Raw genomic sequence first — 25,711 nt, forward strand, 5'->3', positions numbered from 1 at the left:
GGACCGATACTTATGCTAACTTTGCTTGTCGACTTCGCGGACAAGGTGTCGTTCTTCAACGTCTTCCGCTACATCACCTTCCGCACCGGCGGAGCGCTGATCACCTCGGCGCTGATCGTCTTCATCTTCGGACCGGCGATCATCAATGCGCTTCGCCTGCGGCAAGGCAAGGGTCAGCCGATCCGCGCCGACGGCCCGCAGACCCACTTCAAGAAGGCCGGCACGCCGACCATGGGCGGGCTGATGATCCTGTGCGGTATCATCGGTTCGACTCTTTTGTGGGCGAACATCGCCTCCGTCTATGTCTGGGTGGTGCTGTTCGTCACGCTCGGCTTCGGTGCAATCGGCTTTTATGACGACTACCTCAAGGTCACCAAGCAATCGCATCTCGGTCTTTCCGGCAAGGCGCGTCTCGGCATCGAGTTCGTGATCGCGGCCATCGCTGCCTGGATCATCATGCACAACGGCCAGGCGCCGTTCTCGTCGTCGCTGACCTTCCCCTTCTTCAAGGATTTCCTGCTCAATCTCGGCTGGTTCTTCATCCCCTTCGCCTGCTTCGTCATCGTAGGCGCTGGCAATGCGGTGAACCTGACCGACGGGCTCGATGGCCTCGCCATCGTTCCGATCATGATTGCAGCGGCCTCCTTCGGCGTCATCGCCTACCTCTCGGGTAACGCGGTCTTCGCCGAATACCTGCAGATCCACTTCGTGCCCGGCACCGGCGAACTCGCCGTCATCCTGGGTGCTGTCATTGGTGCTGGTCTTGGCTTCTTGTGGTTCAACGCGCCACCCGCCGCCATCTTCATGGGCGACACCGGTTCGCTCGCACTCGGCGGCCTGATCGGCACCGTTGCGGTCACCACCAAGCACGAGATCGTCATGGCGATCGTCGGTGGCCTGTTCGTGATGGAAGCACTGTCGGTCATCATCCAGGTCGGCTTCTTCAAGCTAACCGGACGACGGGTGTTCCTGATGGCGCCGATCCACCACCATTTCGAAAAACTTGGGTGGACCGAGAGCCAAGTGGTTATCCGTTTCTGGATCATTGCTGTTATTCTGGCGCTGATCGGCCTTTCCACCCTCAAGCTGCGCTGAGGTTCCCATGATCCCCGCCACCTCATTTCAGGGAAAGCGAGTAGCGCTCTTCGGCCTCGGCGGCTCGGGGATTGCGACCGCGCGCGCATTGAGCGAGGGCGGAGCGGAGGTTCTAGCCTGGGACGACAATCCCGAAAGCGTGGCGAAGGCTGCCGCAGAAGGTATCGCTACGGGCGATCTGCGCGGTGCGGACTGGGCCGGCATCTCGTCCTTCGTGCTGTCTCCGGGCGTTCCGCTGACGCATCCGAAGCCGCACTGGACGGTGGAGCTAGCGCGCGGCGCTGGTGTCGAAATCATCGGCGACATCGAGCTGTTTGCGCGCGAACGCATCACTACAGCTCCGACAGCGCCGTTCATTGCCATCACCGGCACCAACGGCAAGTCGACGACGACGGCGCTGACCGCGCACATCCTGCAATCGGCAGGGCGCGATACGCAGATGGGTGGCAACATCGGCCGCGCGGTGATGACGCTCGATCCGCCGCAGCCCGACCGCCACTACGTTGTCGAGTGCTCGTCCTACCAGATCGATCTCGCGCCCTCGATCAATCCGACGGCCGGCATCCTGCTCAACCTGACACCCGACCATCTCGACCGTCACGGCACCATGCAGCACTACGCTTCGATCAAGGAGCGGCTGGTCGCCGGCAGCGAAACGGCGATCATCGGCGTCGACGACGTCTATTGCGCCCAGATCGCCGACCGGCTCGAGCGCGTCGGCAAGGAAGTGGTGCGTATCTCCAAGCGCCTGCCTTTGACCCATGGTTATTTCGCCGACGGCACCGACCTGATGGAGGCGGTCGACGGCCGCTACAGCCGCATCGCCTTCCTCGAAGGCATCGGTTCGCTACGCGGCCAGCACAATGCGCAGAACGCACTTGCCGCCGTGGCAGCCTGCCTGAAGGTCGGGCTCGATCTCGGCGAGATCCAGGCCGGGCTCGAAAGCTTCCCGGGCCTTGCTCACCGCATGGAGCAGGTCGGCCGCAAGGGCCATGTGCTGTTCGTCAACGATTCCAAGGCGACCAATGCGGACGCCGCAGCACCTGCGCTGTCGAGCTTCCCGCGCATCTACTGGATCGCCGGCGGCCTGCCCAAGGAAGGCGGCATCGAGCCGTTGCGCAGCCTGTTTTCGCGCATTGCACGCGCATATCTCATCGGCGAGGCGGCTCCCGGCTTTTCCGCAACGCTTGGCGAGGCGGTGCCTTACGAAATATCGGGCACGTTGGCTGCTGCGGTCGAACATGCGGCCGAAGATGCCGCCAAGGACGATTCGAGCGAAGCGGTGATCCTGTTGTCGCCGGCCTGCGCCAGCTTCGATCAATTCAAGAATTTCGAGATTCGCGGCGAAGCCTTCAGGCAAGCTGTGAATGCTATTGATGGCGTCAGCGCTATCGGAGGGGCAAGATAATGGCCAGCCGTCTCGACAGAAGTCCCGTTGCCTTGTGGTGGTGGACCGTCGATCGCTGGTTCCTCGCGGCATTCCTGTCGCTGATGGGACTGGGCATCGTGCTTTCGTTCGCCGCAAGCCCGGCCGTCGCCGAACGTATCGGCTTGGGCAGCTTCCACTTCGCCACGCGCCAGATCATCTTCACGATCCCGGCACTGCTGGTGATGATTGCGGTGTCGTTCCTCGACGTCCGCCAAATCAGGCGCATGGCGCTGGTGATGCTGTGCATCATGCTGGTGATGATGGTGGCGGTGCTGTTCATCGGCGTCGAGGTCAAGGGCGCACGACGCTGGGTTTCTCTTGCCGGCATCTCCATCCAGCCATCGGAGTTCCTCAAACCGGCCTTTGTCGTCATTTCCGCCTGGCTGCTCGCCGAACATGAGCGTCATCCAGACATCCCCGGCAATCTATTTGCGATGATCCTGCTCGGCGTGGTCTTGGCACTGCTTATGGCGCAGCCTGACTTCGGTCAGACCATCCTCGTGCTCGGCACCTGGGGCGTGATGTTCTTCATGGCCGGCATGTCATGGTTCTGGATCATCACGCTTGGCGCGGTCGGCATGGGCGGCGGCCTGGCAGCCTACACAGTGTTCCCGCACGTAGCCGGCCGTATCGACCGCTTCCTCACAGGCGAGGGCGATACGTTCCAGGTCGACATGGGGCGCGAAGCTATCATCAATGGCGGCTGGTTCGGCGTCGGCCCGGGCGAGGGAACGGTCAAGCGCGTCATCCCCGACAGCCACGCCGACTTCGTCTTTTCGGTCGCCGGCGAGGAGTTCGGCATCGTGCTCCTTTTGATTATCATGACGATCTTCGCTTTCATCGTGCTTCGTGGCCTGCGCATTGCGCTCAAGGAGCATGACGACTTCACCCGTTACGCCGTCGCCGGCCTTGTCGTGGTGTTCGGCTTCCAGTCGATCATCAACATGAGCGTGAATCTGCAGCTGATGCCAGCCAAGGGCATGACGTTGCCGTTCATCTCCTATGGCGGCTCGTCGCTGATCGCCATTGCCATTTCCATGGGCATGGTGCTGGCGCTGACGCGCAAAAAGCCGGAGAAGCTCCGGCCGGGCGGCTTCTCCGCCATGCCGCGCCACGCAGTACCGGCTGAATAACATGGCAAAGGGAACTGTCATGCTTGCCGCCGGCGGGACCGGCGGCCATCTCTTTCCGGCTGAGGCGCTGGCGCACGAGCTGACGGCGCGCGGCTGGCAGGTGCATCTTGCCACCGACGACCGCGCCGAACGTTACGCTGGAAAATTTCCGGCGGTGGCCGTTCATCCGATTTCATCCTCGACCATCGCCTCGAAGAACCCGGTTTCACTGCTGCGCGCCTTCTGGAGCATATGGCGTGGCGTGCGGCAGACCTCGCAGGTGATAGCCAAGATCAGGCCTTCGGTTGTCATCGGCTTCGGCGGCTATCCGACGCTGCCGCCGCTTTATGCCGCCACGCGGCGCAACGTGCCTTCAATGGTGCACGAGCAGAACGCGGTGATGGGCCGCGCCAACAAGGCGCTTGCCCAAAGGGTCGATGCGATTGCCGGCGGTTTCCTGCCAGAAAATAGCGGCGCCAACAGCGCCAAGGTTGTCGTCACTGGAAACCCGGTCCGGCCAGCTGTCATCGAAGCGGCGAAGGCACCTTATGTGGCATCGGTCGGGACGGAGGCATTCAACCTTCTGGTCTTCGGCGGCAGCCAGGGTGCGCAGTTCTTTTCCGATGCGGTTCCAGCTGCGATTGCCTTGCTGCCCGAAGGACAGCGCCAGCGCCTTCGGATAACCCAGCAAGCGCGCGTCGAGGATGCCGACAAGGTCAAGGCCGCCTATGCCAAGCTCGGCATCACGGCTGACGTTTCGCCGTTCTTCACCGACATGGCCCAGCGCATGGCCGCCGCCCAGCTGGTGATTTCACGTTCGGGTGCCTCGACCGTCTCCGAAATCGCCGTTATCGGCCGTCCCGCTTTGCTAGTGCCATATCCACACGCGCTCGACCATGACCAGGCGGCGAACGCCGCGCGTCTGGCGGCGGCGGGCGGGGGCGAAGTGCATCCGCAAGCAACGCTTTCGCCGGAGCGCATCGCCGAGCTCTTGGGCACCGCTATGGCCGAACCGGCACGGCTCGCCACGATGGCGGCTGCCGCTAAGTCAGTCGGCAAAGCAGACGCCACACGGTTGCTCGCTGACCTCGCAGAGGCTATTGCGTCGAAAATACCCGTTTCGGAATTCAAGAAGGGAGTGCGGTCATGAAGATGCCGCAGACGATCGGCCTCGTGCATTTCATCGGCATTGGCGGCATCGGCATGAGCGGCATCGCAGAGGTGCTGCATAATCTCGGTTACAAGGTGCAGGGCTCCGATCAGGCCGATAGCGCCAATGTGCAGCGCCTGCGCGACAAGGGCATCGAGTGCTTCGTCGGCCATCGCGCCGAAAATCTTGGCGACGCCGAAGTCATCGTTGTTTCGACGGCGATCAAGAAAACCAACCCCGAGCTCATTGCCGCGCGCGAGAAATTGCTGCCGGTCGTGCGCCGCGCAGAGATGCTGGCCGAGCTGATGCGCTTCCGCAATGCGGTCGCGATCGGCGGCACCCATGGCAAGACCACGACCACCTCGATGGTTGCGGCGTTGCTGGACGCCGGTGAACTCGACCCGACCGTCATCAATGGCGGCATCATCAACGCCTACGGCACCAATGCCCGCATGGGCGAGGGCGAGTGGATGGTGGTCGAGGCCGACGAGAGCGACGGCACCTTCCTGAAACTTCCGGCCGATGTCGCCGTCGTCACCAATATCGACCCCGAGCATCTCGACCACTATGGCAGCTTCGACAAGGTGCGCGAGGCGTTCCGCCAGTTTGTCGAGAACGTGCCGTTTTACGGTTTTGGCGTCATGTGCACCGATCACCCCGAAGTGCAGGCGCTGGTCAGCCATATCGAGGACCGCCGCGTCATCACTTACGGCGAAAACGCCCAGGCCGACGTGCGTTTCACCAATCTCCACATGGACGGTGCCGTGTCCGTGTTCGACGTTGTCATCCGCAACCGCAAAACGGCGTCGTCGACGACCATCGAGGGCCTGCGCCTGCCGATGCCCGGCCGCCACAACGTTTCCAACGCCACCGCTGCGATTGCGGTTGCGACCGAACTCGGGGTCTCTGCCGAGGCGGTGAAGCGTGGCCTGTCGTCCTTCGGTGGCGTCAAGCGCCGCTTCACCCATACCGGCACCTGGAACGGCGTCGAAGTGTTTGACGACTACGGCCACCATCCGGTTGAGATCAAGGCTGTGTTGCGCGCGGCGCGCGAGGCTACCAAGGGCCGCGTCATCGCCATCGCCCAGCCGCACCGCTTCACGCGCCTGCACGACCTGTTCGACGATTTCTCGGCCTGCTTCAACGATGCCGACACGGTCATGGTGGCGCCCGTCTACACCGCAGGCGAAGATCCCATCGAGGGCGTCAACTCCGAAACGCTGACCGCTCGCATCCGCGCCGGCGGCCATCGCGACGCCCGCTACATCGAAGGCCCCGCTGCTGTCGCGCCGATCGTGCGTGAGCTCGCCAAGCCCGGCGACTTCGTCGTTTATCTCGGCGCCGGCAACATCACCCAATGGGCCTATGCGCTGCCGGGTGAACTCGCCGGAGGCGGGTCGTGACGGGTGGCGAAGCGCTGATCACAAAACTGGGCGATCGCCTTTCCGGCTTGCGCGGGCGCCTGACGCCCAGTGCTGAAATGGAAAAGATCACATGGTTCCGCGCCGGCGGCATTGCCGATGCGCTGTTCCAGCCTGCCGACGAAGAAGACCTCGCGGCGTTCCTGAAGGCGGTGCCTGAAGAAATCCCCGTTCTGGTCGTCGGCATCGGCTCCAACCTCCTGGTGCGCGAAGGGGGCATTCCCGGCTTCGTGGTACGTCTTTCCGCCAAAGGTTTTGGCGAGGCCGAGGCGATTTCCGAAACCGGGATCAGGGCAGGTGCTGCGACGCCCGACAAGCGCGTGGCTGCCCTTGCGCATGACAGCGGCATTGGCGGCTTTCATTTTTACCACGGCATCCCTGGTGCCATCGGTGGTGCGCTGCGCATGAATGCGGGTGCCAATGGCGTGGAGACGCGCGAGCGCGTCGTCGAGGTCCGCGCGCTCGACCGGGCCGGCAATCTGCATGTGCTGTCGAACGCCGACATGGGCTACAGCTACCGCCACTCCGCGGCCGCCGCCGATCTGATCTTCACTTCGGCGACCTTCGAGGGTTACCTCGAGGACAAGGACGCCATCAAGGCGGCCATGGATGCGGTTCAGCATCACCGCGAGACGGTGCAGCCGATCCGCGAGAAAACAGGCGGCTCGACCTTCAAGAACCCCGAGGGCAGCTCGGCCTGGAAGGAAATCGACAAGGCCGGCTGCCGTGGGCTGATGATCGGCGGCGCGCAGATGTCGCCGCTGCATTGCAACTTCATGATCAATACCGGCAACGCCACCGGCTACGATCTGGAGTATCTCGGCGAGACGGTGCGCAGTCGCGTGCTGGAAAATTCCGGCATCCGCCTGCAGTGGGAAATCAAGCGCCTCGGACGCTTCAAGCCAGGTCACGAAGTGCAGGAGTTCCTTGGGCAATTGCTCTAGGTTGAAACCCCTGCTCGCGCCCGGCGATATTGGCCGGGTTGCGGCGAAGAACATCGATAGCGACAATGTTTCGCAAGCCCTCGCGCCCACCGCGCCGAGGGCTTTTTGCTGCCCGGTTTGCGCCTTTTGGCGCTGTCATTCGGGGGCTGATCGGAAGCTGCTTCGGTCATCAAATCGCAATGAATTCCAATCGGCTCTTGCCACGGAATCAAGTCTCTGATTCTCTGACCTAAAGCGTTTCCTGATTTGAGTCGCATAACGCGTAGCCCGCGTTTCCATTCGGAGGTCCAACTTCCGGAGGCTCTGATTTAGTCTTTGGAAGCAATGTGTTGTGTCCGAGTCTAGAGGGGATACTGGGGATGAAGTCGAAGCACGTCGCTGTTCTGTTGGGCGGGTTTTCGTCCGAGCGGCCTGTGTCCCTGTCGTCTGGCAATGCCTGTGCCGATGCGCTTGAGCAGGTGGGTTATCAAGTCACCCGTGTCGACGTTGATCGCGACGTTGGTGCTGTGCTCTCGGCCCTGAAGCCAGACGTGGCATTCAATGCGCTGCATGGCCCCTTCGGCGAAGACGGTACGATCCAGGGCATTCTCGAATATCTCGGCATTCCCTACACCCATTCGGGCGTGCTCGCTTCGGCGCTTGCGATGAACAAGGAGCAGTCGAAGAAAATCGCCAAGGCTGCCGGTATTCCCATTGCCGAATCCCGGGTTCTCGATCGCTTTGCGATCGGCAACCAGCACCCGATGAAGCCCCCTTACGTGGTCAAGCCCGTGGCTGAAGGCTCGAGCTTCGGTGTGGTCATCGTCAAGGAGGATCAGTCGCATCCGCCGCAGGTGATCTCGTCGTCGGAGTGGCGTTATGGCGACACGGTGATGGTCGAGCGTTACGTCCATGGACGCGAGCTGACCTGCGCTGTGATGGGCGATGTGGCGCTCGGCGTCTGCGAGATCATCCCGACGGGGCACGCCTTCTACGATTATGATTCAAAATATGTCGCTGGGGGATCAAAGCACGAATGCCCCGCGAAAGTTTCACCGAATATTTACCAAAAAATACAAACACTGGCGCTTAAGGCTCACCAAGCGATCGGGTGCCGGGGCGTCTCCCGGTCTGACTTCCGGTACGACGACCGCCATTCCGAAAATGGTGAGGTTGTCTGGCTGGAGGTCAACACGCAACCCGGCATGACGCCGACGTCGCTGGTGCCTGAGATTGCTGCCCAAGCTGGGCATTCGTTTGGTGAGTTGTTGAGTTGGATGGTGGAGGACGCTTCGTGTTTGCGTTGAGATCGGGGCAGAACAGGAGGGTGAACGGCGCGACGCCGCGCGTCTTCGGGCTGCCCTTGTCCGCGGAGCATTTCGTGCTGCCGCGGCTGCTGCGCAAGCCGGTTCGCATGCTGTCGCGCTTTTGGCGTGGGGAGTTCACTCCTCCGCCCTATGCTGCGTCGATGCTGACGGCTGCGTTTCTCGCCGCAAGCTCGCTCTACGGTGCTTATCTCGGTGGTCACTTCCCGGCGATGGTCCAGGGTGTGACTGCCCGCAGCGGTTTTGCCGTCGACCAGATCAAGGTTTCGGGCAATCGCGAAACATCCGAAATCGACATTCTCGACAAGCTTGAGCTCGACGGCTGGACCTCTTTGGTCGGCTTCAATCCGGAAGAAGCGCGCGAGCGCATCGTCAGCCTGCCCTGGGTTCGCGATGCCGCCGTGCGCAAGGTCTATCCCGATACGATCGAGGTTCGCGTCGATGAACGCGATGCCTTTGCCATCTGGCAGCATGGCAGCCAGCTCAGCATCGTCGAGAAGGATGGCAAGGTCATCGCCCCGTTCACCGGCGGTCGTCAGGTCGCCTTGCCGCTGGTCATCGGTTTTGGTGCTGCTGAACGCGCCGCTGACTTCGTTGCCCGGGTTCAGGCCTATCCGGATCTGGCGTCGCGCGTGAGGGGCTACATCCGCGTTGGCGAGCGGCGTTGGGATCTGCGCCTCGACAACGGAATCACTGTCAAATTGCCCGAGAATCAGGTCGATGCGGCACTTGCCGATCTCGTCGCGCTCGATCGCGAGAACGCGCTTTTCACGCGTGACATCCTGGCGGTCGACATGCGCTTCGGCGACCGGCTCGTGGTGCAGCTCACGCCGGAAGCGCTCGAGCGTCGCGCGGCTGCGCTGAACACCAAGCCGAAGGCCGTCAAGGCGAAGGTGGAGAAAAGAACATGAGCTGGCTTGGCGGTCAAAAAGATCCGGTCTCGCGCCGCTCGGGCATCCTGACGGTGCTCGACGTCGGTTCGAACAAGGTCTGCTGCGTGGTCGCCAAGCTGAAGCCGGCCGAGGGCAGCCAGTTGCTCAAGGGACGTACCCATCAGGCCCAGGTCATCGGCATCGGCCACCAGAAGTCGCAGGGCGTGAAGTCGGGTGTCGTTGTGGACCTCGACCGCGCGGAGCACGCCATCCGTCTCGCAGTCGATGCCGCCGAACGCATGGCTGGGCTGACCGCGGATTCGTTGATCGTCAATCTGTCGGCCGGGCGCATCAAGAGCGAGGCGTTCTCGGCCACGATCAATCTCGGTGGTCATGGGGTCGAAGAGGCCGATGTTCAGCGCGTTCTCGCCGCTGGTGCCAAGCAGGCGCTCAAGGCCGAGCGCGATGTCATCCATTCGCTGCCGGTTGCCTTTTCGCTCGACGCCGAACGCGGCGTACGCGATCCGCGCGGCATGGTCGGCGACACGCTTGGCGTCGACATGCATGTGCTGACTGGCGATTCTGCGCCGATGCGCAATCTGGAACTCTGCATCAACCGCTCGCATTTGTCGGTCGAGCACATGGTTGCGACGCCTTATGCCAGCGGCCTGGCGGCACTGGTCGACGACGAACTCGAAATGGGCGCTGCCTGCATCGACATGGGTGGCGGCACGACGACGCTGTCGGTCTTCTCGGACGGCCGCTTCGTGCATGCCGACTCCATTCCGATCGGCGGCAATCATGTCACCATGGACATGGCCAAGGGCTTGTCGACGCGTCTCGACGATGCCGAGCGGCTCAAGGTCATGCACGGGTCGGCCTTGCCCGGCAGTGCCGACGACCGCGACCTGATCAGCATCCAGCCGATCGGCGTCGACGACAATGAAATGCCCCTGCAGATCCCGCGCTCGATGATGACGCGCATCATCCGCGCCCGCATCGACGAGACGCTGGAACTGCTTCGCGATCGCCTGAACAAGTCGGGCTACGGCAATGCTGTCGGCAAGCGCGTCGTTCTGACGGGCGGCGCCAGCCAGCTGGTCGGACTGCCCGAAGCAGCGCGTCGCATTCTCGGCCGCAATGTACGCATCGGCCGCCCGCTTGGCGTGGCAGGTCTGCCGGAGGCGGCCAAGGGGCCGGCTTTCGCGACCGCCGTCGGGCTTCTCATCTACCCGCAGATGGCCGGCATCGAGAGCCATTCTGCAAAAGGGATTTCCCGTTACAGGGCAACGGGAACTGGCGGAAAACTGCATCGCATGAGTCAGTGGTTGAGAGACAGTTTTTAGGAATTGACGGGGACAGCCCCATAGGCGGCCGCACGGCGAAGCGGCTTGAAAGGCAAAAAGGACGAGGACTATGACGATCAATCTGCAGAAGCCGGATATCACCGAACTCAAGCCCCGCATCACCGTGTTCGGTGTCGGCGGCGGCGGCGGCAATGCTGTCAACAACATGATCACTGCTGGCCTGCGCGGCGTCGAGTTCGTGGTGGCCAACACCGATGCTCAGGCGCTCACCATGTCGAAGGCCGAGCGCCTCATCCAGCTTGGCGCCCACGTCACCGAGGGCCTGGGTGCCGGTTCGCAGCCGGAAGTCGGTCGCGCCGCCGCTGAAGAGTGCATCGACGAGATCATCGATCACCTGTCGAACACCCACATGTGCTTCGTCACCGCTGGCATGGGCGGCGGTACCGGCACCGGCGCTGCTCCCGTTGTTGCCCGCGCGGCGCGCGAAAAGGGCATCCTGACCGTCGGCGTCGTCACCAAGCCGTTCCACTTCGAAGGCCAGCGCCGCATGAAGACGGCTGACTACGGCATCGAAGAGCTGCAGAAGTGCGTCGACACGCTGATCGTCATCCCGAACCAGAACCTGTTCCGTCTCGCCAATGACAAGACGACCTTCGCGGACGCCTTCGCCATGGCCGACCAGGTGCTCTATTCGGGCGTCGCCTGCATCACCGACCTGATGGTCAAGGAAGGCCTGATCAACCTCGACTTCGCCGACGTCCGTTCGGTGATGCGCGAGATGGGCAAGGCCATGATGGGCACCGGCGAAGCATCGGGCGAGGGCCGCGCCATGGCCGCAGCCGAAGCCGCGATCGCCAACCCGCTGCTCGATGAAACCTCGATGAAGGGCGCGAGGGGCCTGCTGATCTCGATCACCGGCGGCCGCGACCTGACCCTGTTTGAAGTCGACGAAGCTGCGACCCGCATCCGTGAAGAAGTCGACCAGGACGCCAACATCATCCTGGGCGCCACCTTCGACGAGGACCTGGAAGGCGTCATTCGCGTGTCGGTTGTTGCCACCGGCATCGACAAGGCCGCCGCCGACATGGCTGCGACACCGCTGACCATCCGTCAGGCGCCGAAGCCGGCACCGCGTCCGGTCGAGGTCCGTCCGGCGCAGCAGGCCGCTCCGATCGAGCAGCCGCGCATGGAAGTCCGTGCCAACGATCCGGTCGCCGAGGCAATCCGCCTGGCCGAAACCAACGCTGCTGCCATGGCTCAGCCGCGCGCAGCCGCTCCGCAGGCCGAAGAGTTCCGCCCCCAGAGCAAGCTGTTCCAGGCTCCGCCTGCCCAGCCGCAGGCTCAGCAGTACCAGCCGCAGCCGCAGCAGTTCCATCAGCCCGCACCGCAGCCGGTGGCACAGCCACAGGTGGCACCCCAACGCGAGATGATGCAGCCTGCTCCGGTTCAGCAGCGCATGCCGCGCGTCGAGGACTTCCCGCCGATGGTGAAAGCCGAGGTGGAAGCCAAGGCCAAGCCGGCCGATCACGAGGACCGCGGTCCGATGGGCCTGCTCAAGCGCCTGACGAGTGGCCTGACCCGCCGCGAGGAAGAGCCTGCACGCCTGCAGCCCGCGCAGCCGCGCGAGCCCAAGCTGCGCCAGCCGGCTCCCGAACAGCGCCGCATGACCAGCCAGGAATCGCAGCTCTATGCACCGCGTCGCGGCCAGCTCGACGAGCAGGGCCGTCTGGCACCGCAGGCACGGACTCAGGAAGACGATCAGCTGGAGATTCCGGCGTTCCTTCGCCGGCAAGCCAACTGAACTGTGAACGACCAGTAACACTGTTTGAAAGGCGGGCGTCTCGACGTCCGCCTTTTGATCTGAAAAGATCATTCAAATCATTGACTTGGCGGGGCGAGTCGACACCGCTCCGCAGTTACACAGAGTAAGAAACCGTGATTTGGAGTCTGTCATCCGGAAGACTATCTTCGCCCCGATTAAGGTCGCTTGGGCGGGTGTCGTGGGGATGAGGACCCGTCCAGCGAGGACAAGAACCGTGCGCCGTGGTGTGGCGAAGCGGGCTTGAAGTGGACGGGCATATGGGGATCGACTTGCAAGATTATCAGACAACACTCAAATCACGCGTCACGCTATCGGGCATAGGTGTCCATAGCGGGAAGCCCGTGACTATCCATTTCGCGCCGGCGGACGCCGACACGGGTGTGGTGTTTCAGGTTGCCGACCGAGAATTCCGCGCAATTGTGTCGGAAGTGGGTGCGACCGACCTTTGTACACTGCTGGGTGATCCCGCAGGTCTTCACGTCGCAACGATCGAACACCTGATGGCCGCGCTTTTCGGCCTCGGTATCGACAATCTCCTGATCGAGGTCGACGGCGCTGAAGTGCCGATCCTCGACGGCAGTGCCGCGCAATTCGTCGAAGCCATCGACCAGGTCGGCATCGAAGTGCAGGACGTCAAGCGCCGCTACATCCGCGTTATCAAGCCGGTGCGAATCGAAAGCGGTGCCTCCTGGGCGGAGTTCCGTCCCTATGGCGGAACGCGATTCGAGGTTGAAATCGATTTCGAAAGCCCGGCGATCGGACGCCAGTCCTTTGCATCGGATATCAACGACGACATCTTCCGCCGTGACATCGCGCGCGCCCGCACCTTCGGCTTCATGAAGGACGTCGAGCGGCTGTGGGCTGCCGGCTATGCGCTCGGCTCGTCGCTGGAGAATTCGGTGGTCATCGGCGACGACAGCCACATCATCAATATCGAAGGCCTGCGCTTTTCGAATGAGTTCGTGCGTCACAAGACGCTCGACGCCATGGGCGACCTGGCCCTTGCAGGAGCACGTTTCATCGGCTGCTTCCGCTCCTATCGCGGCGGCCACAGGCTGAACGCAGCTGCCTTGCGGCGCCTGCTTTCTGACCACTCGGCTTTCGAGATCGTCGAAACGTCGCGCCGCGAGCGCGGCCGTTCAGCGGAACTGATTGCAGTCAGCGCCGCCGTCCACGCGCCCTGGACGCTCTGAACGCGGGCAATGCGCCGGAAAGTGGTGTGACCTTGTTGCACCACTCGACCGATGAAATGGCAGGTGTGTTCACCTGCCACAAAATTGCGCGAATGGCAGCTGATAGCGTTGCCCGGCAAAGCCAGTTGTGATCTATGGCCATTGCCTGAAAAGCGAAACAGCGCCAAAGGGGCGAAACTCTGTGATGTCATTGATACGAGCCGATCGATCGAAATTGCGCGTGAAGCCTCTGGTTGTGGCGCTTTTGCTCATCGCTCCGACGGTTGCACTGTCCGGCTGCATGTCGGGTGAAGCCGATGTCGATCTGGCGACCTATGTCGAGCAGACCGAACCGGCCGACGTGCTCTACAATCAGGGCCTTGCCAACCTCAATGCCGGCCGTCTCAAGGAAGCCAGCCGCAAGTTCGAGGCTGTCGATCGCCAACACCCCTATTCAGAGTTCGCGCGCAAATCTATGGTGATGGGCGCTTTCGCCAGCTATCGTCAGGGCGCTTATGAAGAGGCCATCGGCTCGGCCAAGCGCTACCTCGCGCTTTATCCTTCGACCGATGACGCGGCCTATGCGCAGTACATCATCGGCTTGAGCTACTTCCGCCAGATTCGCGACGTGACGCAGGATCAGAAGGATGCTCGCCGCACCATCGAAGCTATGACCGAAGTGGTCCAGCGCTGGCCGACGTCGGAATATGTCGACGACGCCAATGCCAAGATCCGCTTTGCCCGCGACCAGCTCGCCGGCAAGGAAATGCAGATCGGCCGTTATTATCTCGAGCGCCGCGAATTCATCGCTTCGGCAAAGCGTTTCCGCAACGTGGTCGAAAACTATTCGAACACGCGCCACATCGAAGAAGCACTCGCTCGTCTGGTCGAGACCTATTACGCGATGGGCCTGACCTCGGAAGCGCAGACTGCTGCGGCCGTGCTTGGACAGAATTATCCTGACAGCCAGTGGTACAAGGATTCGTACAAGCTGCTGCAGTCCGGCGGACTTGAGCCTCGCGAAAATGCCGGCTCCTGGATTTCCAAGGCCGGAAAGATGTTCTCCGGCGCCTGATCAACATTAGATGCTCTCACGCCTTTCGATCCGCGATATCGTCCTGATCGAACGGCTGGACATCGATTTCACGCCGGGCCTTTCGGTGCTCACCGGCGAAACCGGTGCCGGCAAATCCATCCTTCTCGACGCATTGTCGCTCGCGCTCGGCGCGCGCGGCGATGCTTCGCTTGTCCGGCATGGCGCTGCCCAGGGCCAGGTGACTGCCGTATTTGACGTGCCGCGCAACCATCCGGCACGCACGCTGCTCGCCGACAATGCCATCGACGACGACGGCGATATCATCCTCAGGCGCGTGCAGACGGCCGATGGCCGCACTCGAGTCTTCGTCAACGACCAGCCATCCAGCGTCACATTGATGCGCGACGTTGGCCGTGCGCTGGTCGAAATCCATGGCCAGCACGACGACCGCGCGCTGGTCGATGGCGGTGCACATCGCGAGGTGCTTGATTCGTTTGGCGGCCATGTCGGCGAGGCGAGGGCTGTCGCTGAAGCGTGGAAGATCTGGCGGGCCGCCGAGCAGGAGCTGTCGCGCCATCGCGCCCGGGTCGACGCTGCCGCCCGCGAGGCCGAATATCTTCGCGCTGCGGTGGCTGAACTCACCAAGCTCGATCCGCAGCCAGGCGAGGAAAGCGAACTCGCCGAATTGCGTGCTGCGATGATGCGCGTTGAAAAGATCGCTTCCGAAATCCAGGATGCCCAGGACGTGCTGTCCGGCTCGTCTTCGCCGCTCCCACAATTGGCGAGCCTGCTCAGGCGGTTGCAGCGTAAATCTGCCGAAGTGCCCGGCCTTCTCGACGAGGTGGTGAAGTCGCTCGATGAGGCGATGATCTCGCTCGATGCGGCACAGTCAGGCGTCGATGCGGCACTGCGTGCCACCGAATACGATCCGCAGCGGCTCGAAAAAGCCGAAGAACGGCTGTTTGCGCTGCGCGCCGCCGCCCGCAAGCACAATGTCGTCGTCGACAATCTGGCGCAGCTGCGCGACACGATGGTCGCCGACCTTGCCGACCTCGACGCTGGTGAGGGGCGGCTGCAAACGCTGGAGCAGCAGGCGCACGCAACGCGTGAGGTCTACGACCGCATTGCGTCCAGCCTGTCCGAGCTGCGCAAGACGGCGGCCGAGGGCCTGCGCAAGACTGTCATGGCCGAACTGCCGGCGCTCAAGCTTGAGCGGGCAGAGTTCATCGTTGAAATCACAAGCGAAGCCGACAATCGCATGCTCGAAGGCATCGATCAGGTCGAGTTCTGGGTGCGCACCAATCCGGGCACGCGGCCGGGTCCGATGATGAAGGTGGCGTCCGGTGGCGAGCTGTCCCGCTTCCTTTTGGCGCTGAAAGTCGCGCTCGCCGACCGTGGCTCGGCACCGACGCTGGTCTTCGACGAGATCGACACCGGTGTCGGCGGTGCTGTCGCCGACGCTATCGGCCAGAGGCTGGCGCGTCTAGCCAACCGCGTCCAGGTGCTGTCGGTCACGCATGCGCCGCAGGTTGCCGCGCGTGCGGCCACGCACTTCCTGATCTCCAAGTCCGGCAACACCGACCGTGTCGCTACCGGTATCCACGAGATGGATCGGCCGGCGCGCCAGGAGGAGATCGCCCGCATGCTCTCCGGTGCGTCCATCACCGACGAGGCCCGCGCTGCCGCCGAGCGTCTGCTGCGCGAGAACACGGTCGCAGCTTCCTGATCGGATCCGCAATCCAGGCGAATTGTCAGGAGCCTGTGCGATCCTGCTGATTTGCGTGGGCTTTCGGTAAAAGCCGCTCCCTTGCAAATGCTTCCTGATTTATGGTGGCGCCGCAATTTGGCCGGAGCCGCAGCATGTCCGAAAAATCAGTCGATTCGCTCAGCGAGGCAGAAGCGGTAGCCGAGCTTGCGCGGCTGGCCGAAGAAATCGCCGGCCACGACCTGCGCTATCACGCCGAGGATGCGCCGACGATCTCGGATGCCGACTATGACGCCCTGCGCCGGCGCAACCTCGCCATCGAGCAGCGCTTTCCGCAGCTGGTGCGCGAGGACTCGCCGTCGAAATCGGTCGGTGCTGCCGTTTCGGAAAAGTTCGGCAAGGTCACCCATGTCGTGCCGATGCTGTCGCTCGACAACGCTTTCGCCGACGAGGACGTCAGCGAGTTCGTTGGACGTATCAGGCGTTTCCTCAGGCTCGGCGCGAGCGAGCCGGTTGCGATCACGGCCGAGCCGAAGATTGACGGGCTTTCGCTGTCGATTCGCTACGAGGCCGGGCGGCTGGTGACGGCGGCGACGCGCGGCGACGGCCAGGTTGGCGAAAACGTCACTGCCAACGCCCGCACCATCGCCGACATTCCCAATGTGCTCTCGGGCGATTTCCCCGACGTTCTCGAAGTGCGCGGCGAGGTCTATATGAGCCACGCCGACTTCGCCGAGCTCAATCGCCGCAACGAAGAAGCGGGCAAGCCGATCTTCGCCAATCCGCGCAATGCCGCTGCCGGATCGCTGCGCCAGCTCGACACGGCGATCACCGCCAGCCGGCCGCTGCGCTTCTTCGCCTATGCCTGGGGCGAGGTCAGTGCGATGCCTGCCGACACGCAGATGAGCATGGTCGCGGCCTTCGGGCGTTACGGCTTCAAGACCAACCCGCTGATGAAGGTGTTCGACAGCGTCGAAGGGCTTTTGTCGCAATACCGGACGATCGAGGCCAATCGCGCGACCCTTGGCTACGACATCGACGGCGTCGTCTACAAGGTCGATCGGCTTGATCTGCAGCAACGGCTCGGTTTCGTCTCGCGTTCGCCGCGCTGGGCGATTGCCCATAAATTCCCGGCCGAGAAGGCAACGACAATTCTCGCCGGCATAGACATCCAGGTCGGTCGCACCGGCTCGCTGACGCCGGTGGCGCGGCTGCAGCCGGTGACAGTCGGCGGTGTCGTAGTGACCAACGCCACGCTGCACAATGAGGACTACATCAAGGGCATCGGCAATAGCGGCCAGCCGATTCGCGAGGGCCGCGATATCCGCGTTGGCGATACCGTCATCGTGCAGCGGGCAGGGGACGTCATTCCGCAGATCCTGGACGTGGTGATGGAAAAACGGCCGGCGGACGCCCAGCCTTACGCGTTTCCGACACGCTGCCCGGCCTGCGACAGCCATGCGGTGCGGGAGGAGGGCGAGGTGGTTCGGCGCTGCACCGGTGGCCTGATCTGCCCGGCGCAGGCTGTCGAGCGGCTTCGTCATTTCGTCTCGCGCAACGCCTTCGACATCGAGGGCCTGGGCGAAAAGCAGATCGAGTTCTTCTTCCAGTCGCAGGACCCGGCACTCCATATCGGTTCGCCAGCCGACATCTTCACGTTGAAGCGGCGGCAAGAGGGCTCGCTCACCAAGCTCGAAAACATCGACGGCTTCGGTGCCACCTCGGCGCGCAAGCTGTTTGCCGCCATCGATGACCGGCGGCAGGTCGAGTTTTCGCGCTTCCTGTTTGCGCTTGGCATCCGCCATATCGGTGAAACCAACGCCAAGCGGCTCGCCCGCCATTACATCAGCTTCGAAGCATTCCGCGCCGCCGGCAGCGCTGCCGTGATGCCTGAGGGCAAGGGCGACAAGGGCAACGCCGCCTGGCAGGAACTGACCGGCGTCAACGGCATTGGCGGTATCGTTGCCGAAGCGGTGGTTGAGTTCTTCGCCGAGGAACACAACAGGCCGGTGCTCGACGCGCTGCTGGCGGAGGTTACGCCGCTCGACGAGGAACGCATCGGCGATGTGTCCTCGCCGGTGTCGGGCAAGACCGTCGTCTTCACCGGTTCGCTCGAAAAGATGTCGCGTGACGAGGCCAAGGCGATGGCCGAAAAACTCGGCGCCAAGGTGGCGGGTTCGGTGTCGAAGAAGACCGATCTCGTGGTGGCGGGGCCGGGTGCCGGCTCCAAGCTCAAGCTTGCCAGCGAACTCGGCATCGAGGTGATCGATGAGGACGGCTGGTTCGCTCTGGTCAAGCAGGCGGGCTGACTGAATTCATGCGTGCAATTGCCATCGACTTTGAAACTGCCAACGAGCAGCGCAGCAGCCCGTGTTCCGTTGGTCTCGCCTGGATAGAGGACGGTGCGGTTGTGCGCGTCGAGGAGCGGCTGATCCGGCCGAAGGACATGCGCTTTTCCCGCTTCAACATCGCCATCCACGGAATTCGTCCCGGGGATGTCGAGGACGCGGCCGAGTTTCCCGAGGTCATGGCGGAATTCGAGGACGATCTCGGCGATGCGCTGGTGATTGCCCACAACGCCGCCTTCGACATGAGTGTTATCAGGGCGACATATGCGATCTACGGGGTCGCCTGTCCTGATATCGACTATGCCTGTACCCTCAAGATGGCGCAGAAGGTGTGGCAGAATCTGGGGTCGCATCGCCTCAACGCGGTGTCGCGCCACATCAATTTCTCCTTCACGCACCACAACGCGGCCGAGGACGCACATGCCTGCGGCGAGGTTGCACTGGCCATTGCGCGGCACTTCGACGTGTCGGCAATGCGCGACCTGCCGATCAGGCTCGACATGACACCAGGTCGAATCCACGCCGGCGGCTATTCGCCCTGCTCGATGAAGCGTGGCTGATCGTCCGTTAGGGGCCATTGATCTTTGGCTCAACGGAATTGATGTGACTCGCCAAGCCGGCTGACTTATTCAGACCTCCGCGCAGACTACCGAGCGTCGGTCCCGCTGCTCGGCGGGTTCTCTTCGACCTGCGTATCGTGCATCCAACCATCAAAGATCGATTCTCGGGCCGGCGCGCCACGGAGGCCAAATGTCTGATCGTCGAGGTGAATTCTGGCAAGGTGTGCGCCTGAGCGTGCCGGTGGTGGTCGCCTCGGCGCCTTTCGCCATCCTGTTCGGCGCGCTGGCCATCGACAATGGTTTCTCGGTCGCTGAGGCCACGCTGATGAGCGCGACCATCTATGGCGGCGCCAGCCAGCTCGTCGGTATCGAGCTGTTTGGCCAGCATGTCGCGCCCTGGCTGGTCGTCTTGTCGATCTTCGCGGTCAATTTCCGCCACGTGCTTTATTCGGCAGCGGTCGGCAAACGCATCAATCACTGGCCGCTGCTGAAGCAGGCGGTCGGCTATTTCTTCCTGGTCGATCCGCAATATGCGGAGGCCGAACGCAAGGGCGAGGGCGGCGAAGAGGTCACCTTCGCCTGGTACATGGGCATGGCGCTGCCGATCTATGTGTTCTGGGTCGCCGAGAGCGCGCTGGGCGCGTTGTTCGGGCGGCTGATCCCCAATCCGCACGCCATCGGCCTCGATTTCCTGTTGCCGATCTATTTCCTCGGGCTTGTCATGAGCTTTCGCAAGCGCCCGCGCTGGCTGCCGATCGTTGTCGCCAGCGCCGTCGCCTCGATGATTGCCTACAAGACCGTCGGCTCGCCCTGGCATGTGTCGATCGGCGCTCTGGCCGGGGTGTTGTTTGCGGCGGCGATGCCGGTGCGTCCCAACGAAACGGCCACGTCGGAAGAAACGGTGGAGGTGGTGTCATGAGCACGACGCTGTGGATCATCATCGCCGGCGCAATTGCGACCTATCTGACGCGTATCGGCGGGCATCTGGTCATTTCGCGCTTCGAGCGCATCCATCCGCGCGTCGAAGCTGGGCTCAATGCCGTGCCTGCGGCGGTCCTGACCACGCTTGTGGCGCCTGCTGCACTGTCGGCCGGGCCGGCTGAATTGGCAGCCCTTGCCGTCGCAGCCCTCGTGTCGCTGCGCGGCGGCCTGATGACGATGTTCCTCGCCGGTGCCGCCGTGCTGATTGCTCTCAGGCATTTCATCGGCTGAGTTGGGCTGTAGCGCTGTTGAGGTGTCGTGCGTCCTTCGACAGGCTCAGGATGAGGATTGTCGGTGCTGGGCTCAGGATGAGGACTGCCGGCGCTATCCCCTTCCTGTCGAAGCTTATGATCTCAGCGTACCAGCGCCAACGCTCCTCATCCTGAGCCTGTCGAAGGATGCACGACAGCGCCGCTGCAGGAGCGGCCAACTGCCAGGTGGGCTGAATTAACCCGAAAGATGCTTAGGCTATCGCCGTCGTTGCTTTTTCCAGCCAGGCTAGCGCTTCGCCGTCGAGCATCGGACCGATCTCGGCGAGCACGCGTGCATGATAGGCGTTGAGCCAATCGAGTTCCTCGCGCGTCAGGAGATCGGTGCGCAGCAGGCGTTGGTCGAAGGGCGCCAGCGTCAGCGTTTCGAAACCATGCATGGCGATGTCGCCGCCCGGTAGCGTAGCTGTTGGGGTAACGAGGATCAGGTTTTCCAGCCGGATGCCGTAATGGCCTTCCTTGTAGTAGCCGGGCTCGTTGGACAGGATCATGCCCGCGAGCAACTTTTCCATGCCGGTCTTGGCGATGCGCTGCGGGCCTTCATGCACGGCGAGATAAGAGCCGACTCCGTGGCCGGTGCCGTGGGCGTAGTCGAGCCCATGTTTCCACAACGCAATGCGCGCAAGGACGTCGATGTCGGCGCCGCGCGTACCGGCCGGGAAGCAGGCGGTCGAAATTCCGATCATGCCCTTGAGCACCAGCGTGAAACGCTCGCGCATCTCCTCGGTCGGTGTACCCACAGGCACGGTGCGGGTGATGTCGGTGGTGCCGTCCTGATATTGCGCGCCCGAATCAAGCAGGAACAGCTCGCCATCGCCAAGCACGCGGCTGGTCGCGCGCGAGACGCGGTAGTGCATGATCGCGCCGTTGGGACCCGCGCCCGAGATCGTGTCGAACGACACGTCGCGCAGCGGCATCTGGGTTTCTTCCCCTGTCGTCCGCCGGCATTCCTCCAGCTTGGTGACGACCGCGATCTCGTCGATCTTGCCTGGCTGCTGCCGGTCGAGCCAGCACAAAAGCTTGGCGACGGCCGCGCCATCGCGGCGATGAGCGGCGCGGGAGCCTGATATCTCGGCGCTGTTCTTGGTCGCACGGGGAAGGCGCGCCGGGTCGGGCGCGGACACGACGGTGCCGCCATTGTCTTCGATCAATGCGCGTAATCTGTCAGCGGCGAGCACCGGGTCGAGCGCGATTTTCGCGCCTGATTTGGCAAGTTCAGCGACCGCTGCCTCAAGCTCACCGGGCGCCTTGATGTCGGCGAGTTGGGTGAGATAGGCCTCTTCGGTGCGGCCGAGCTTGCGCTTGTCCATGAACACGGCATGCGAGCCGTCGGCAGCCAGAATGGCAAAGCCAAGCGCGAGGGGCGTGTGGGGCACATCGCCGCCGCGGATGTTGAAGCTCCAGGCGAGCGAAGACGGATCGGTCAGGACAGTGTGGGTGGCGCCTTCATCGGAAATCGCCGCTGCCAGCCGCTTCAGCTTGTCCTTGGCGAGTTCGCCGGCAAAGGCCTCAGGGTGGATTTCCACTGGCGCCAGCGGTGCGTCGGGCTGGTCTTCCCAGATGGCGTCGACGGGATTTTGGGTGAGGGGCAGGAGCACGGCGCCGACTTTTTCGGCCGAGGCGGTGAGCGCCTTGACGTCACCCATCGTGTGCAGCCACGGGTCGAAGCCAAGCCGCGCCCCCTTGGGAAGTGTTTCCTTGATCCAGCTTGCCGGCGGGTTGTCGATCAGGCTTTCGATGGTGAAGATGTCGAGGTCGACCTCGTCGCGCACCTGAAGCGTGTAGCGCCCGTCAACGAAGACGAAAGCGCTCTTGGCGAGAACGATCGCCACGCCCGCCGAACCGCTGAAGCCGGTCAGCCAGCGCAGCCGATTCGAGCGCGGCGCGACATACTCGCCCTGATGTTCGTCGGCGCGCGGCACGATGAAGCCGTCGAGCCCGTTCTCCAAAAGCCACTGCCTGAGGAGAGCTACGCGGGGCTTGCCCACGGAGGGATCGCCGGCGGAATCGAAGGACTGGAACATGGTGATTTCCCGAAATATGCTTTCGGGAACCGTATCCGGGCGGGCCGATGCTGGCAACGGCTGCAGGCCTGACGCAGCTGATCAGCGCTTGAGGTGAATCGTCACCCAGCCTTCCCGATGGAAGGTTTCCACATGGTGGAATTGCTCTGCCGTGTAAGCCTCAAGCACCGCGTCGTGCTGGCGGTCGAGGATACCAGACAGAATCAGCGACTTTCCCGCCACGACATGCTTGGCCATGTCGGGTGCCATCTGCATCAGCGGCTGCGCCAGGATGTTGGCGACGATCAGGTCGAAAGGCCCACGCGCCGCAAAGATCGGATCGTCAAAGCCGCCGGCCGTCACTGTCTCGACATAGGCGCTGACCTCGTTGAGCCGGACATTGGCGGCAGCGACTTCGGTGGCGACCGGGTCGATGTCGGTGGCAAGCACCGGGATCTGCGCCAGCTTGGCTATAGCGATGGCGAGCACAGCGCTGCCTGTGCCGAGGTCGAGCGCGTTGGCCGGCTTCTCCGATGCCACGACCTTTTCGATCATCTCAAGGCAGCCGGCGGTCGTGCCGTGATGGCCGGTGCCGAAGGCGAGGCCGGCCTCGATCTCGATGGTGATCTGGTCGGGGCGGCGTTCGTCGCGGTCATGGCCGCCATGAACCAGGAAACGCCCGGCCCGCACGGGCTTCAGCCCCTCCAGCGACTTGGCGACCCAGTCGATGTCGGGCAGCACCTCGCGCTCGATCGGGCCGGTGTGGCCGGCCTCTGCAACGGCCTCGGCCATGCGGCGCGCGATGCCCTCGATTTCTCCGTCGGCATAAAGCGACACTTCGTGGATGTCGCGGTCCTCGTCGATCTCGATCACCGAAATCGGCCAGCCATCTTCCTCGAAGACGGCGTCGAGAGCGGCGAAGATGCGGTTTGCAGCTTCGCGGCCGGTGGTGAAATAGAGCCGTGTCTGGGTCATGTCGGATCCGGGCGAGAGTGTCAGCCTTCGTTCGCGAGCCGCTTGAGCTTGGCGAGCGCTGCCGTGGGGTTTTCCTCATAGGCGATGGTGCCGAAGAAATCACCCTTGGAGTTCAGCAGCAGAACCGACGCGGTGTGGTCCATGGTGTAGTCGCCGCCTTCGGTTTCGACCTTCTTGGAGTAGATGCCGAATGACTTGGCCATGGCCTGTACCTTGGCCGGGTCGCCGGTGATGCCCTTGATGCGGTCAGAGACGTTGGTGACATAGGAATTCATCACCTCCGGCGTGTCACGCTCAGGGTCGATGGAGACAAAATAGGCGCGGATGTTCTTGCCTTCGTCGCCCATCTGCTTGAGCAGGCCGTCGAGCTCGAACAGCGTCGTCGGGCAGACCTCGGGGCAGTGGGTGAAGCCGAAGAAGACGGCACTTGGCTGGCCCTGGAAGGCGGCTTCGGTGATTTCTGCGCCCTTTTCGTCGACGAGTACGAACGGTGCACCGAAGGCCTGGGCGCTGTTCCTGTTGCTGTACCAATCGAAGGTCAGCCAGCCGACGCCGGCAGCCATGAGGATCAGAATGCCGGCAAGGATCGTGCGCATCATCGAGAAAAGCTTTCGTGGATCGAGTTCTTAGGCAGGCTTCAGAAACACCAGGACATGCCGGCTTCGACAAGCGACATGAAGATTCCAGCCCCCTTGTCCAGCCAGAATGCGAAGGCGAGGCCCGTTGCCGCCGCAAACGCCGCAAGGCCGAGCGCGATCCACGCGGTCGTTGCGAGCGGTATGGTCGGAGCCGGTTTCATGGTTCCTACATAGCGCGCCCAGCGCTTTGCCAAAAGGGACATGTTGACGCCCTCATTCGTTCACAAAACACCAGTTCGCGAGCACGATGCTTCGCGGCCGCCTTGCATCAGGCGATTGGCTGACCCAAGTGTTGGCGACGACAGGATTTTCAGGAGGTTTTCATGCGGCTTTGCCTTTCAGTCCTCGCTACCACTGTCGCGCTGGGTGCCGCTGTGCCCGCCATGGCCCAGCAAGTGGGCGAGGTCGGTGTCGACTGGCTTGGCAACGACATCATCGTCGAGGCCATCAAAGATCCCAAGGTCGAGGGCATCACCTGCCATGTCTCCTATTTCGACCGTGGCGTGATCGACCGCCTGCAGAAGGGCAACTGGTTCGAGAACCCGTCCGACACAGCCCTTTCCTGCCGCCAGACTGGGCCGATCACCATCGGCGCAATCGATCTGAGCCAGGAAGGCGAGGAGGTGTTCAAGCAAGGTATCAGCCTGATCTGGAAGGAGCAGGTGGTGAACCGCATCTACGACAAGCAGAACCAGACGCTGATCTATCTCGCCCATTCGCGCCAGGTGCAGAACGGCTCGGCCAAGATGTCGATGACGACCATTCCTCTCTATGGCCAGGAGGTCGTCTGGTCCAAGGGCAAGCCGCAGTAAAGCCTGCTTGCGAGGGCTGCGCGGCCGGCGTAAATCCGCCTGATGAACACACCCGCCGATCTGCGTTTCAAGGATGACGAGCCGCGCATCCACCCGACCGCCGAACTGAAAGGCTGCCGGCTCGGCCGTCACGTCGCTGTCGGCGAGCGCGTCGTGCTACGCGAGGTGAATGTCGGCGATTATTCTTACTTCGAGCGCCACGCCGAGGCGATCTACACCACCATCGGCAAATTCTGCTCGATCGCCGCCAACACCCGCATCAACGCGCTCGAACACCCGGTGGAGCGGCTCACCACCCACAAGGTGAGCTACCGGCCCAACGAATATTTCCGCTATCTCGGCGTCGACAGCGGCTTCCGCGAGCGCCGGCGGGCCAAGCCTGTAAATATCGGCCATGATGTGTGGATCGGCCATGGCGCGGTGATCATGCCTGGTTTGACCATTGGTAATGGTGCCGTGGTCGGGGCGAACGCGGTGGTGACCCGCGACGTCGCGTCCTTCGAGATATTTGCCGGCGTGCCAGCCAGGCGGCTGAAGTTGCGCTTTCCGCCAGAGATTGCCGGGCGTATCGAAGCGCTTGCCTGGTGGGACTGGCCGGCGGAACTGCTGTTTGAGGCGATTCCCGACATGCAGAGCCTGCCGATCGAGGCGTTTCTGGACCGCTGGGAAGCGCGCGCGGGCCAGCCTGGCGCGTGATCCCGAAAATCGGAAACGATTTTCGAAAAACACGTCCTCTATGCACGCCCATTCGGGCGC

Annotated in this window: 23 protein-coding genes; 19 read left to right on the forward strand and 4 right to left on the reverse strand. The window is 62.9% G+C overall.

Annotation, left to right across the window (positions count from 1 at the left end; translation table 11 throughout):
- Nucleotides 1–12 precede the first annotated feature (12 nt).
- The 17 genes from mraY (at nt 13) to AC1DLV_RS07740 (ending at nt 20,489) form a co-directional block, all read left to right on the forward strand.
- Nucleotides 13–1,095 carry a phospho-N-acetylmuramoyl-pentapeptide-transferase gene (mraY, locus tag AC1DLV_RS07660; RefSeq protein WP_476798969.1) on the forward strand — a complete coding sequence of 361 codons (1,083 nt, stop codon included), beginning with the start codon at nt 13–15 and terminating at the stop codon, nt 1,093–1,095.
- Between the two features lie 7 nt (nt 1,096–1,102).
- Nucleotides 1,103–2,503 (forward strand): UDP-N-acetylmuramoyl-L-alanine--D-glutamate ligase, encoded by a 1,401-nt coding sequence (murD, locus tag AC1DLV_RS07665; protein ID WP_476798970.1) that lies wholly within the window; start codon nt 1,103–1,105, stop codon nt 2,501–2,503.
- Nucleotides 2,503–3,657, forward strand: a complete 1,155-nt coding sequence (gene ftsW / locus AC1DLV_RS07670) for a putative lipid II flippase FtsW (RefSeq protein ID WP_476798971.1) — start codon at nt 2,503–2,505, stop codon at nt 3,655–3,657. Before murD ends, ftsW begins: the two co-directional genes overlap by 1 nt.
- Nucleotide 3,658: 1 nt before the next feature.
- Entirely contained in the window at nt 3,659–4,786 is a 1,128-nt protein-coding gene (murG, locus tag AC1DLV_RS07675) for an undecaprenyldiphospho-muramoylpentapeptide beta-N-acetylglucosaminyltransferase (RefSeq protein WP_476798972.1), read from the forward strand.
- Nucleotides 4,783–6,189: a UDP-N-acetylmuramate--L-alanine ligase gene (gene murC, locus AC1DLV_RS07680; RefSeq protein WP_476798973.1), complete on the forward strand. Its 1,407-nt coding sequence runs from the start codon at nt 4,783–4,785 to the stop codon at nt 6,187–6,189. Before murG ends, murC begins: the two co-directional genes overlap by 4 nt.
- Nucleotides 6,186–7,151 carry a UDP-N-acetylmuramate dehydrogenase gene (gene murB, locus AC1DLV_RS07685; protein ID WP_476798974.1) on the forward strand — a complete coding sequence of 322 codons (966 nt, stop codon included), beginning with the start codon at nt 6,186–6,188 and terminating at the stop codon, nt 7,149–7,151. Before murC ends, murB begins: the two co-directional genes overlap by 4 nt.
- Nucleotides 7,152–7,510: 359 nt before the next feature.
- On the forward strand, nt 7,511–8,437 hold the full coding sequence (locus tag AC1DLV_RS07690) for a D-alanine--D-alanine ligase (RefSeq protein WP_476783871.1): 927 nt from the start codon (nt 7,511–7,513) through the stop codon (nt 8,435–8,437).
- Complete coding sequence (locus AC1DLV_RS07695) at nt 8,425–9,366, forward strand: cell division protein FtsQ/DivIB (RefSeq protein ID WP_476798975.1); 942 nt, start codon at nt 8,425–8,427, stop codon at nt 9,364–9,366. The genes AC1DLV_RS07690 and AC1DLV_RS07695 overlap by 13 nt, the downstream gene beginning before the upstream one ends.
- Nucleotides 9,363–10,673 (forward strand): cell division protein FtsA, encoded by a 1,311-nt coding sequence (gene ftsA / locus AC1DLV_RS07700; RefSeq protein WP_476783873.1) that lies wholly within the window; start codon nt 9,363–9,365, stop codon nt 10,671–10,673. Before AC1DLV_RS07695 ends, ftsA begins: the two co-directional genes overlap by 4 nt.
- Before the next feature lie 70 nt (nt 10,674–10,743).
- Entirely contained in the window at nt 10,744–12,435 is a 1,692-nt protein-coding gene (gene ftsZ / locus AC1DLV_RS07705) for a cell division protein FtsZ (protein ID WP_476798976.1), read from the forward strand.
- Between the two features lie 278 nt (nt 12,436–12,713).
- Entirely contained in the window at nt 12,714–13,649 is a 936-nt protein-coding gene (gene lpxC, locus AC1DLV_RS07710; RefSeq protein WP_476798977.1) for a UDP-3-O-acyl-N-acetylglucosamine deacetylase, read from the forward strand.
- 184 nt (nt 13,650–13,833) lie between these two features.
- The gene (locus AC1DLV_RS07715; RefSeq protein WP_476798978.1) at nt 13,834–14,703 is read left to right on the forward strand and encodes an outer membrane protein assembly factor BamD; all 870 of its coding nucleotides are present in this window, start codon (nt 13,834–13,836) and stop codon (nt 14,701–14,703) included.
- 10 nt (nt 14,704–14,713) lie between these two features.
- A complete protein-coding gene (recN, locus tag AC1DLV_RS07720) occupies nt 14,714–16,390 on the forward strand; it encodes a DNA repair protein RecN (protein ID WP_476798979.1) in 1,677 nt (558 codons plus the stop codon).
- Nucleotides 16,391–16,524: 134 nt separating this feature from the next.
- Nucleotides 16,525–18,678, forward strand: coding sequence for an NAD-dependent DNA ligase LigA (gene ligA, locus AC1DLV_RS07725; protein WP_476798980.1), 2,154 nt, complete (start codon nt 16,525–16,527; stop codon nt 18,676–18,678).
- 8 nt (nt 18,679–18,686) lie between these two features.
- Nucleotides 18,687–19,277 (forward strand): 3'-5' exonuclease, encoded by a 591-nt coding sequence (locus tag AC1DLV_RS07730; RefSeq protein WP_476798981.1) that lies wholly within the window; start codon nt 18,687–18,689, stop codon nt 19,275–19,277.
- Nucleotides 19,278–19,467: 190 nt separating this feature from the next.
- Complete coding sequence (locus AC1DLV_RS07735; RefSeq protein WP_476798982.1) at nt 19,468–20,196, forward strand: AzlC family ABC transporter permease; 729 nt, start codon at nt 19,468–19,470, stop codon at nt 20,194–20,196.
- Nucleotides 20,193–20,489 (forward strand): AzlD family protein, encoded by a 297-nt coding sequence (locus tag AC1DLV_RS07740; RefSeq protein WP_476784732.1) that lies wholly within the window; start codon nt 20,193–20,195, stop codon nt 20,487–20,489. Before AC1DLV_RS07735 ends, AC1DLV_RS07740 begins: the two co-directional genes overlap by 4 nt.
- Nucleotides 20,490–20,721: 232 nt before the next feature.
- On the opposite strand, the gene AC1DLV_RS07745 is transcribed toward AC1DLV_RS07740, so the two are convergent.
- From AC1DLV_RS07745 to AC1DLV_RS07760, 4 genes are all read right to left on the reverse strand, one after another.
- Nucleotides 20,722–22,551, reverse strand: a complete 1,830-nt coding sequence (locus AC1DLV_RS07745) for an aminopeptidase P family protein (protein WP_476798983.1) — start codon at nt 22,549–22,551, stop codon at nt 20,722–20,724.
- A gap of 81 nt (nt 22,552–22,632) precedes the next feature.
- Nucleotides 22,633–23,505 carry a 50S ribosomal protein L11 methyltransferase gene (locus AC1DLV_RS07750; protein WP_476798984.1) on the reverse strand — a complete coding sequence of 291 codons (873 nt, stop codon included), beginning with the start codon at nt 23,503–23,505 and terminating at the stop codon, nt 22,633–22,635.
- Nucleotides 23,506–23,525: 20 nt separating this feature from the next.
- Nucleotides 23,526–24,104 carry an SCO family protein gene (locus tag AC1DLV_RS07755; protein ID WP_476798985.1) on the reverse strand — a complete coding sequence of 193 codons (579 nt, stop codon included), beginning with the start codon at nt 24,102–24,104 and terminating at the stop codon, nt 23,526–23,528.
- Nucleotides 24,105–24,142: 38 nt separating this feature from the next.
- Nucleotides 24,143–24,346: a hypothetical protein gene (locus tag AC1DLV_RS07760; RefSeq protein WP_476798986.1), complete on the reverse strand. Its 204-nt coding sequence runs from the start codon at nt 24,344–24,346 to the stop codon at nt 24,143–24,145.
- Between the two features lie 120 nt (nt 24,347–24,466).
- Between AC1DLV_RS07760 and AC1DLV_RS07765 the strand changes: the two genes are divergently transcribed.
- Together AC1DLV_RS07765 and AC1DLV_RS07770 are read left to right on the forward strand one after the other, a co-directional pair.
- Entirely contained in the window at nt 24,467–24,955 is a 489-nt protein-coding gene (locus tag AC1DLV_RS07765; protein WP_476798987.1) for a CreA family protein, read from the forward strand.
- A 42-nt stretch (nt 24,956–24,997) separates the two neighbouring features.
- Nucleotides 24,998–25,651: a DapH/DapD/GlmU-related protein gene (locus AC1DLV_RS07770; protein ID WP_476798988.1), complete on the forward strand. Its 654-nt coding sequence runs from the start codon at nt 24,998–25,000 to the stop codon at nt 25,649–25,651.
- Nucleotides 25,652–25,711: the final 60 nt, after the last annotated feature.

It is taken from the genome of Aminobacter sp. 01T433, assembly GCF_056398585.1.

What these genes read in the sequence shown, in the direction of transcription:
- mraY (WP_476798969.1), top strand. Translation starts at nt 13, where the DNA reads ATGCTAACTTTGCTTGTCGACTTCGCGGACAAGGTGTCGTTCTTCAAC.
- murD (WP_476798970.1), top strand. Translation starts at nt 1,103, where the DNA reads ATGATCCCCGCCACCTCATTTCAGGGAAAGCGAGTAGCGCTCTTCGGC.
- ftsW (WP_476798971.1), top strand. Translation starts at nt 2,503, where the DNA reads ATGGCCAGCCGTCTCGACAGAAGTCCCGTTGCCTTGTGGTGGTGGACC.
- murG (WP_476798972.1), top strand. Translation starts at nt 3,659, where the DNA reads ATGGCAAAGGGAACTGTCATGCTTGCCGCCGGCGGGACCGGCGGCCAT.
- murC (WP_476798973.1), top strand. Translation starts at nt 4,783, where the DNA reads ATGAAGATGCCGCAGACGATCGGCCTCGTGCATTTCATCGGCATTGGC.
- AC1DLV_RS07690 (WP_476783871.1), top strand. Translation starts at nt 7,511, where the DNA reads ATGAAGTCGAAGCACGTCGCTGTTCTGTTGGGCGGGTTTTCGTCCGAG.
- ftsA (WP_476783873.1), top strand. Translation starts at nt 9,363, where the DNA reads ATGAGCTGGCTTGGCGGTCAAAAAGATCCGGTCTCGCGCCGCTCGGGC.
- ftsZ (WP_476798976.1), top strand. Translation starts at nt 10,744, where the DNA reads ATGACGATCAATCTGCAGAAGCCGGATATCACCGAACTCAAGCCCCGC.
- lpxC (WP_476798977.1), top strand. Translation starts at nt 12,714, where the DNA reads ATGGGGATCGACTTGCAAGATTATCAGACAACACTCAAATCACGCGTC.
- AC1DLV_RS07715 (WP_476798978.1), top strand. Translation starts at nt 13,834, where the DNA reads ATGTCATTGATACGAGCCGATCGATCGAAATTGCGCGTGAAGCCTCTG.
- recN (WP_476798979.1), top strand. Translation starts at nt 14,714, where the DNA reads ATGCTCTCACGCCTTTCGATCCGCGATATCGTCCTGATCGAACGGCTG.
- ligA (WP_476798980.1), top strand. Translation starts at nt 16,525, where the DNA reads ATGTCCGAAAAATCAGTCGATTCGCTCAGCGAGGCAGAAGCGGTAGCC.
- AC1DLV_RS07730 (WP_476798981.1), top strand. Translation starts at nt 18,687, where the DNA reads ATGCGTGCAATTGCCATCGACTTTGAAACTGCCAACGAGCAGCGCAGC.
- AC1DLV_RS07735 (WP_476798982.1), top strand. Translation starts at nt 19,468, where the DNA reads ATGTCTGATCGTCGAGGTGAATTCTGGCAAGGTGTGCGCCTGAGCGTG.
- AC1DLV_RS07740 (WP_476784732.1), top strand. Translation starts at nt 20,193, where the DNA reads ATGAGCACGACGCTGTGGATCATCATCGCCGGCGCAATTGCGACCTAT.
- AC1DLV_RS07745 (WP_476798983.1), bottom strand. Translation starts at nt 22,551, where the DNA reads ATGTTCCAGTCCTTCGATTCCGCCGGCGATCCCTCCGTGGGCAAGCCC.
- AC1DLV_RS07750 (WP_476798984.1), bottom strand. Translation starts at nt 23,505, where the DNA reads ATGACCCAGACACGGCTCTATTTCACCACCGGCCGCGAAGCTGCAAAC.
- AC1DLV_RS07755 (WP_476798985.1), bottom strand. Translation starts at nt 24,104, where the DNA reads ATGATGCGCACGATCCTTGCCGGCATTCTGATCCTCATGGCTGCCGGC.
- AC1DLV_RS07760 (WP_476798986.1), bottom strand. Translation starts at nt 24,346, where the DNA reads ATGTCCCTTTTGGCAAAGCGCTGGGCGCGCTATGTAGGAACCATGAAA.
- AC1DLV_RS07765 (WP_476798987.1), top strand. Translation starts at nt 24,467, where the DNA reads ATGCGGCTTTGCCTTTCAGTCCTCGCTACCACTGTCGCGCTGGGTGCC.
- AC1DLV_RS07770 (WP_476798988.1), top strand. Translation starts at nt 24,998, where the DNA reads ATGAACACACCCGCCGATCTGCGTTTCAAGGATGACGAGCCGCGCATC.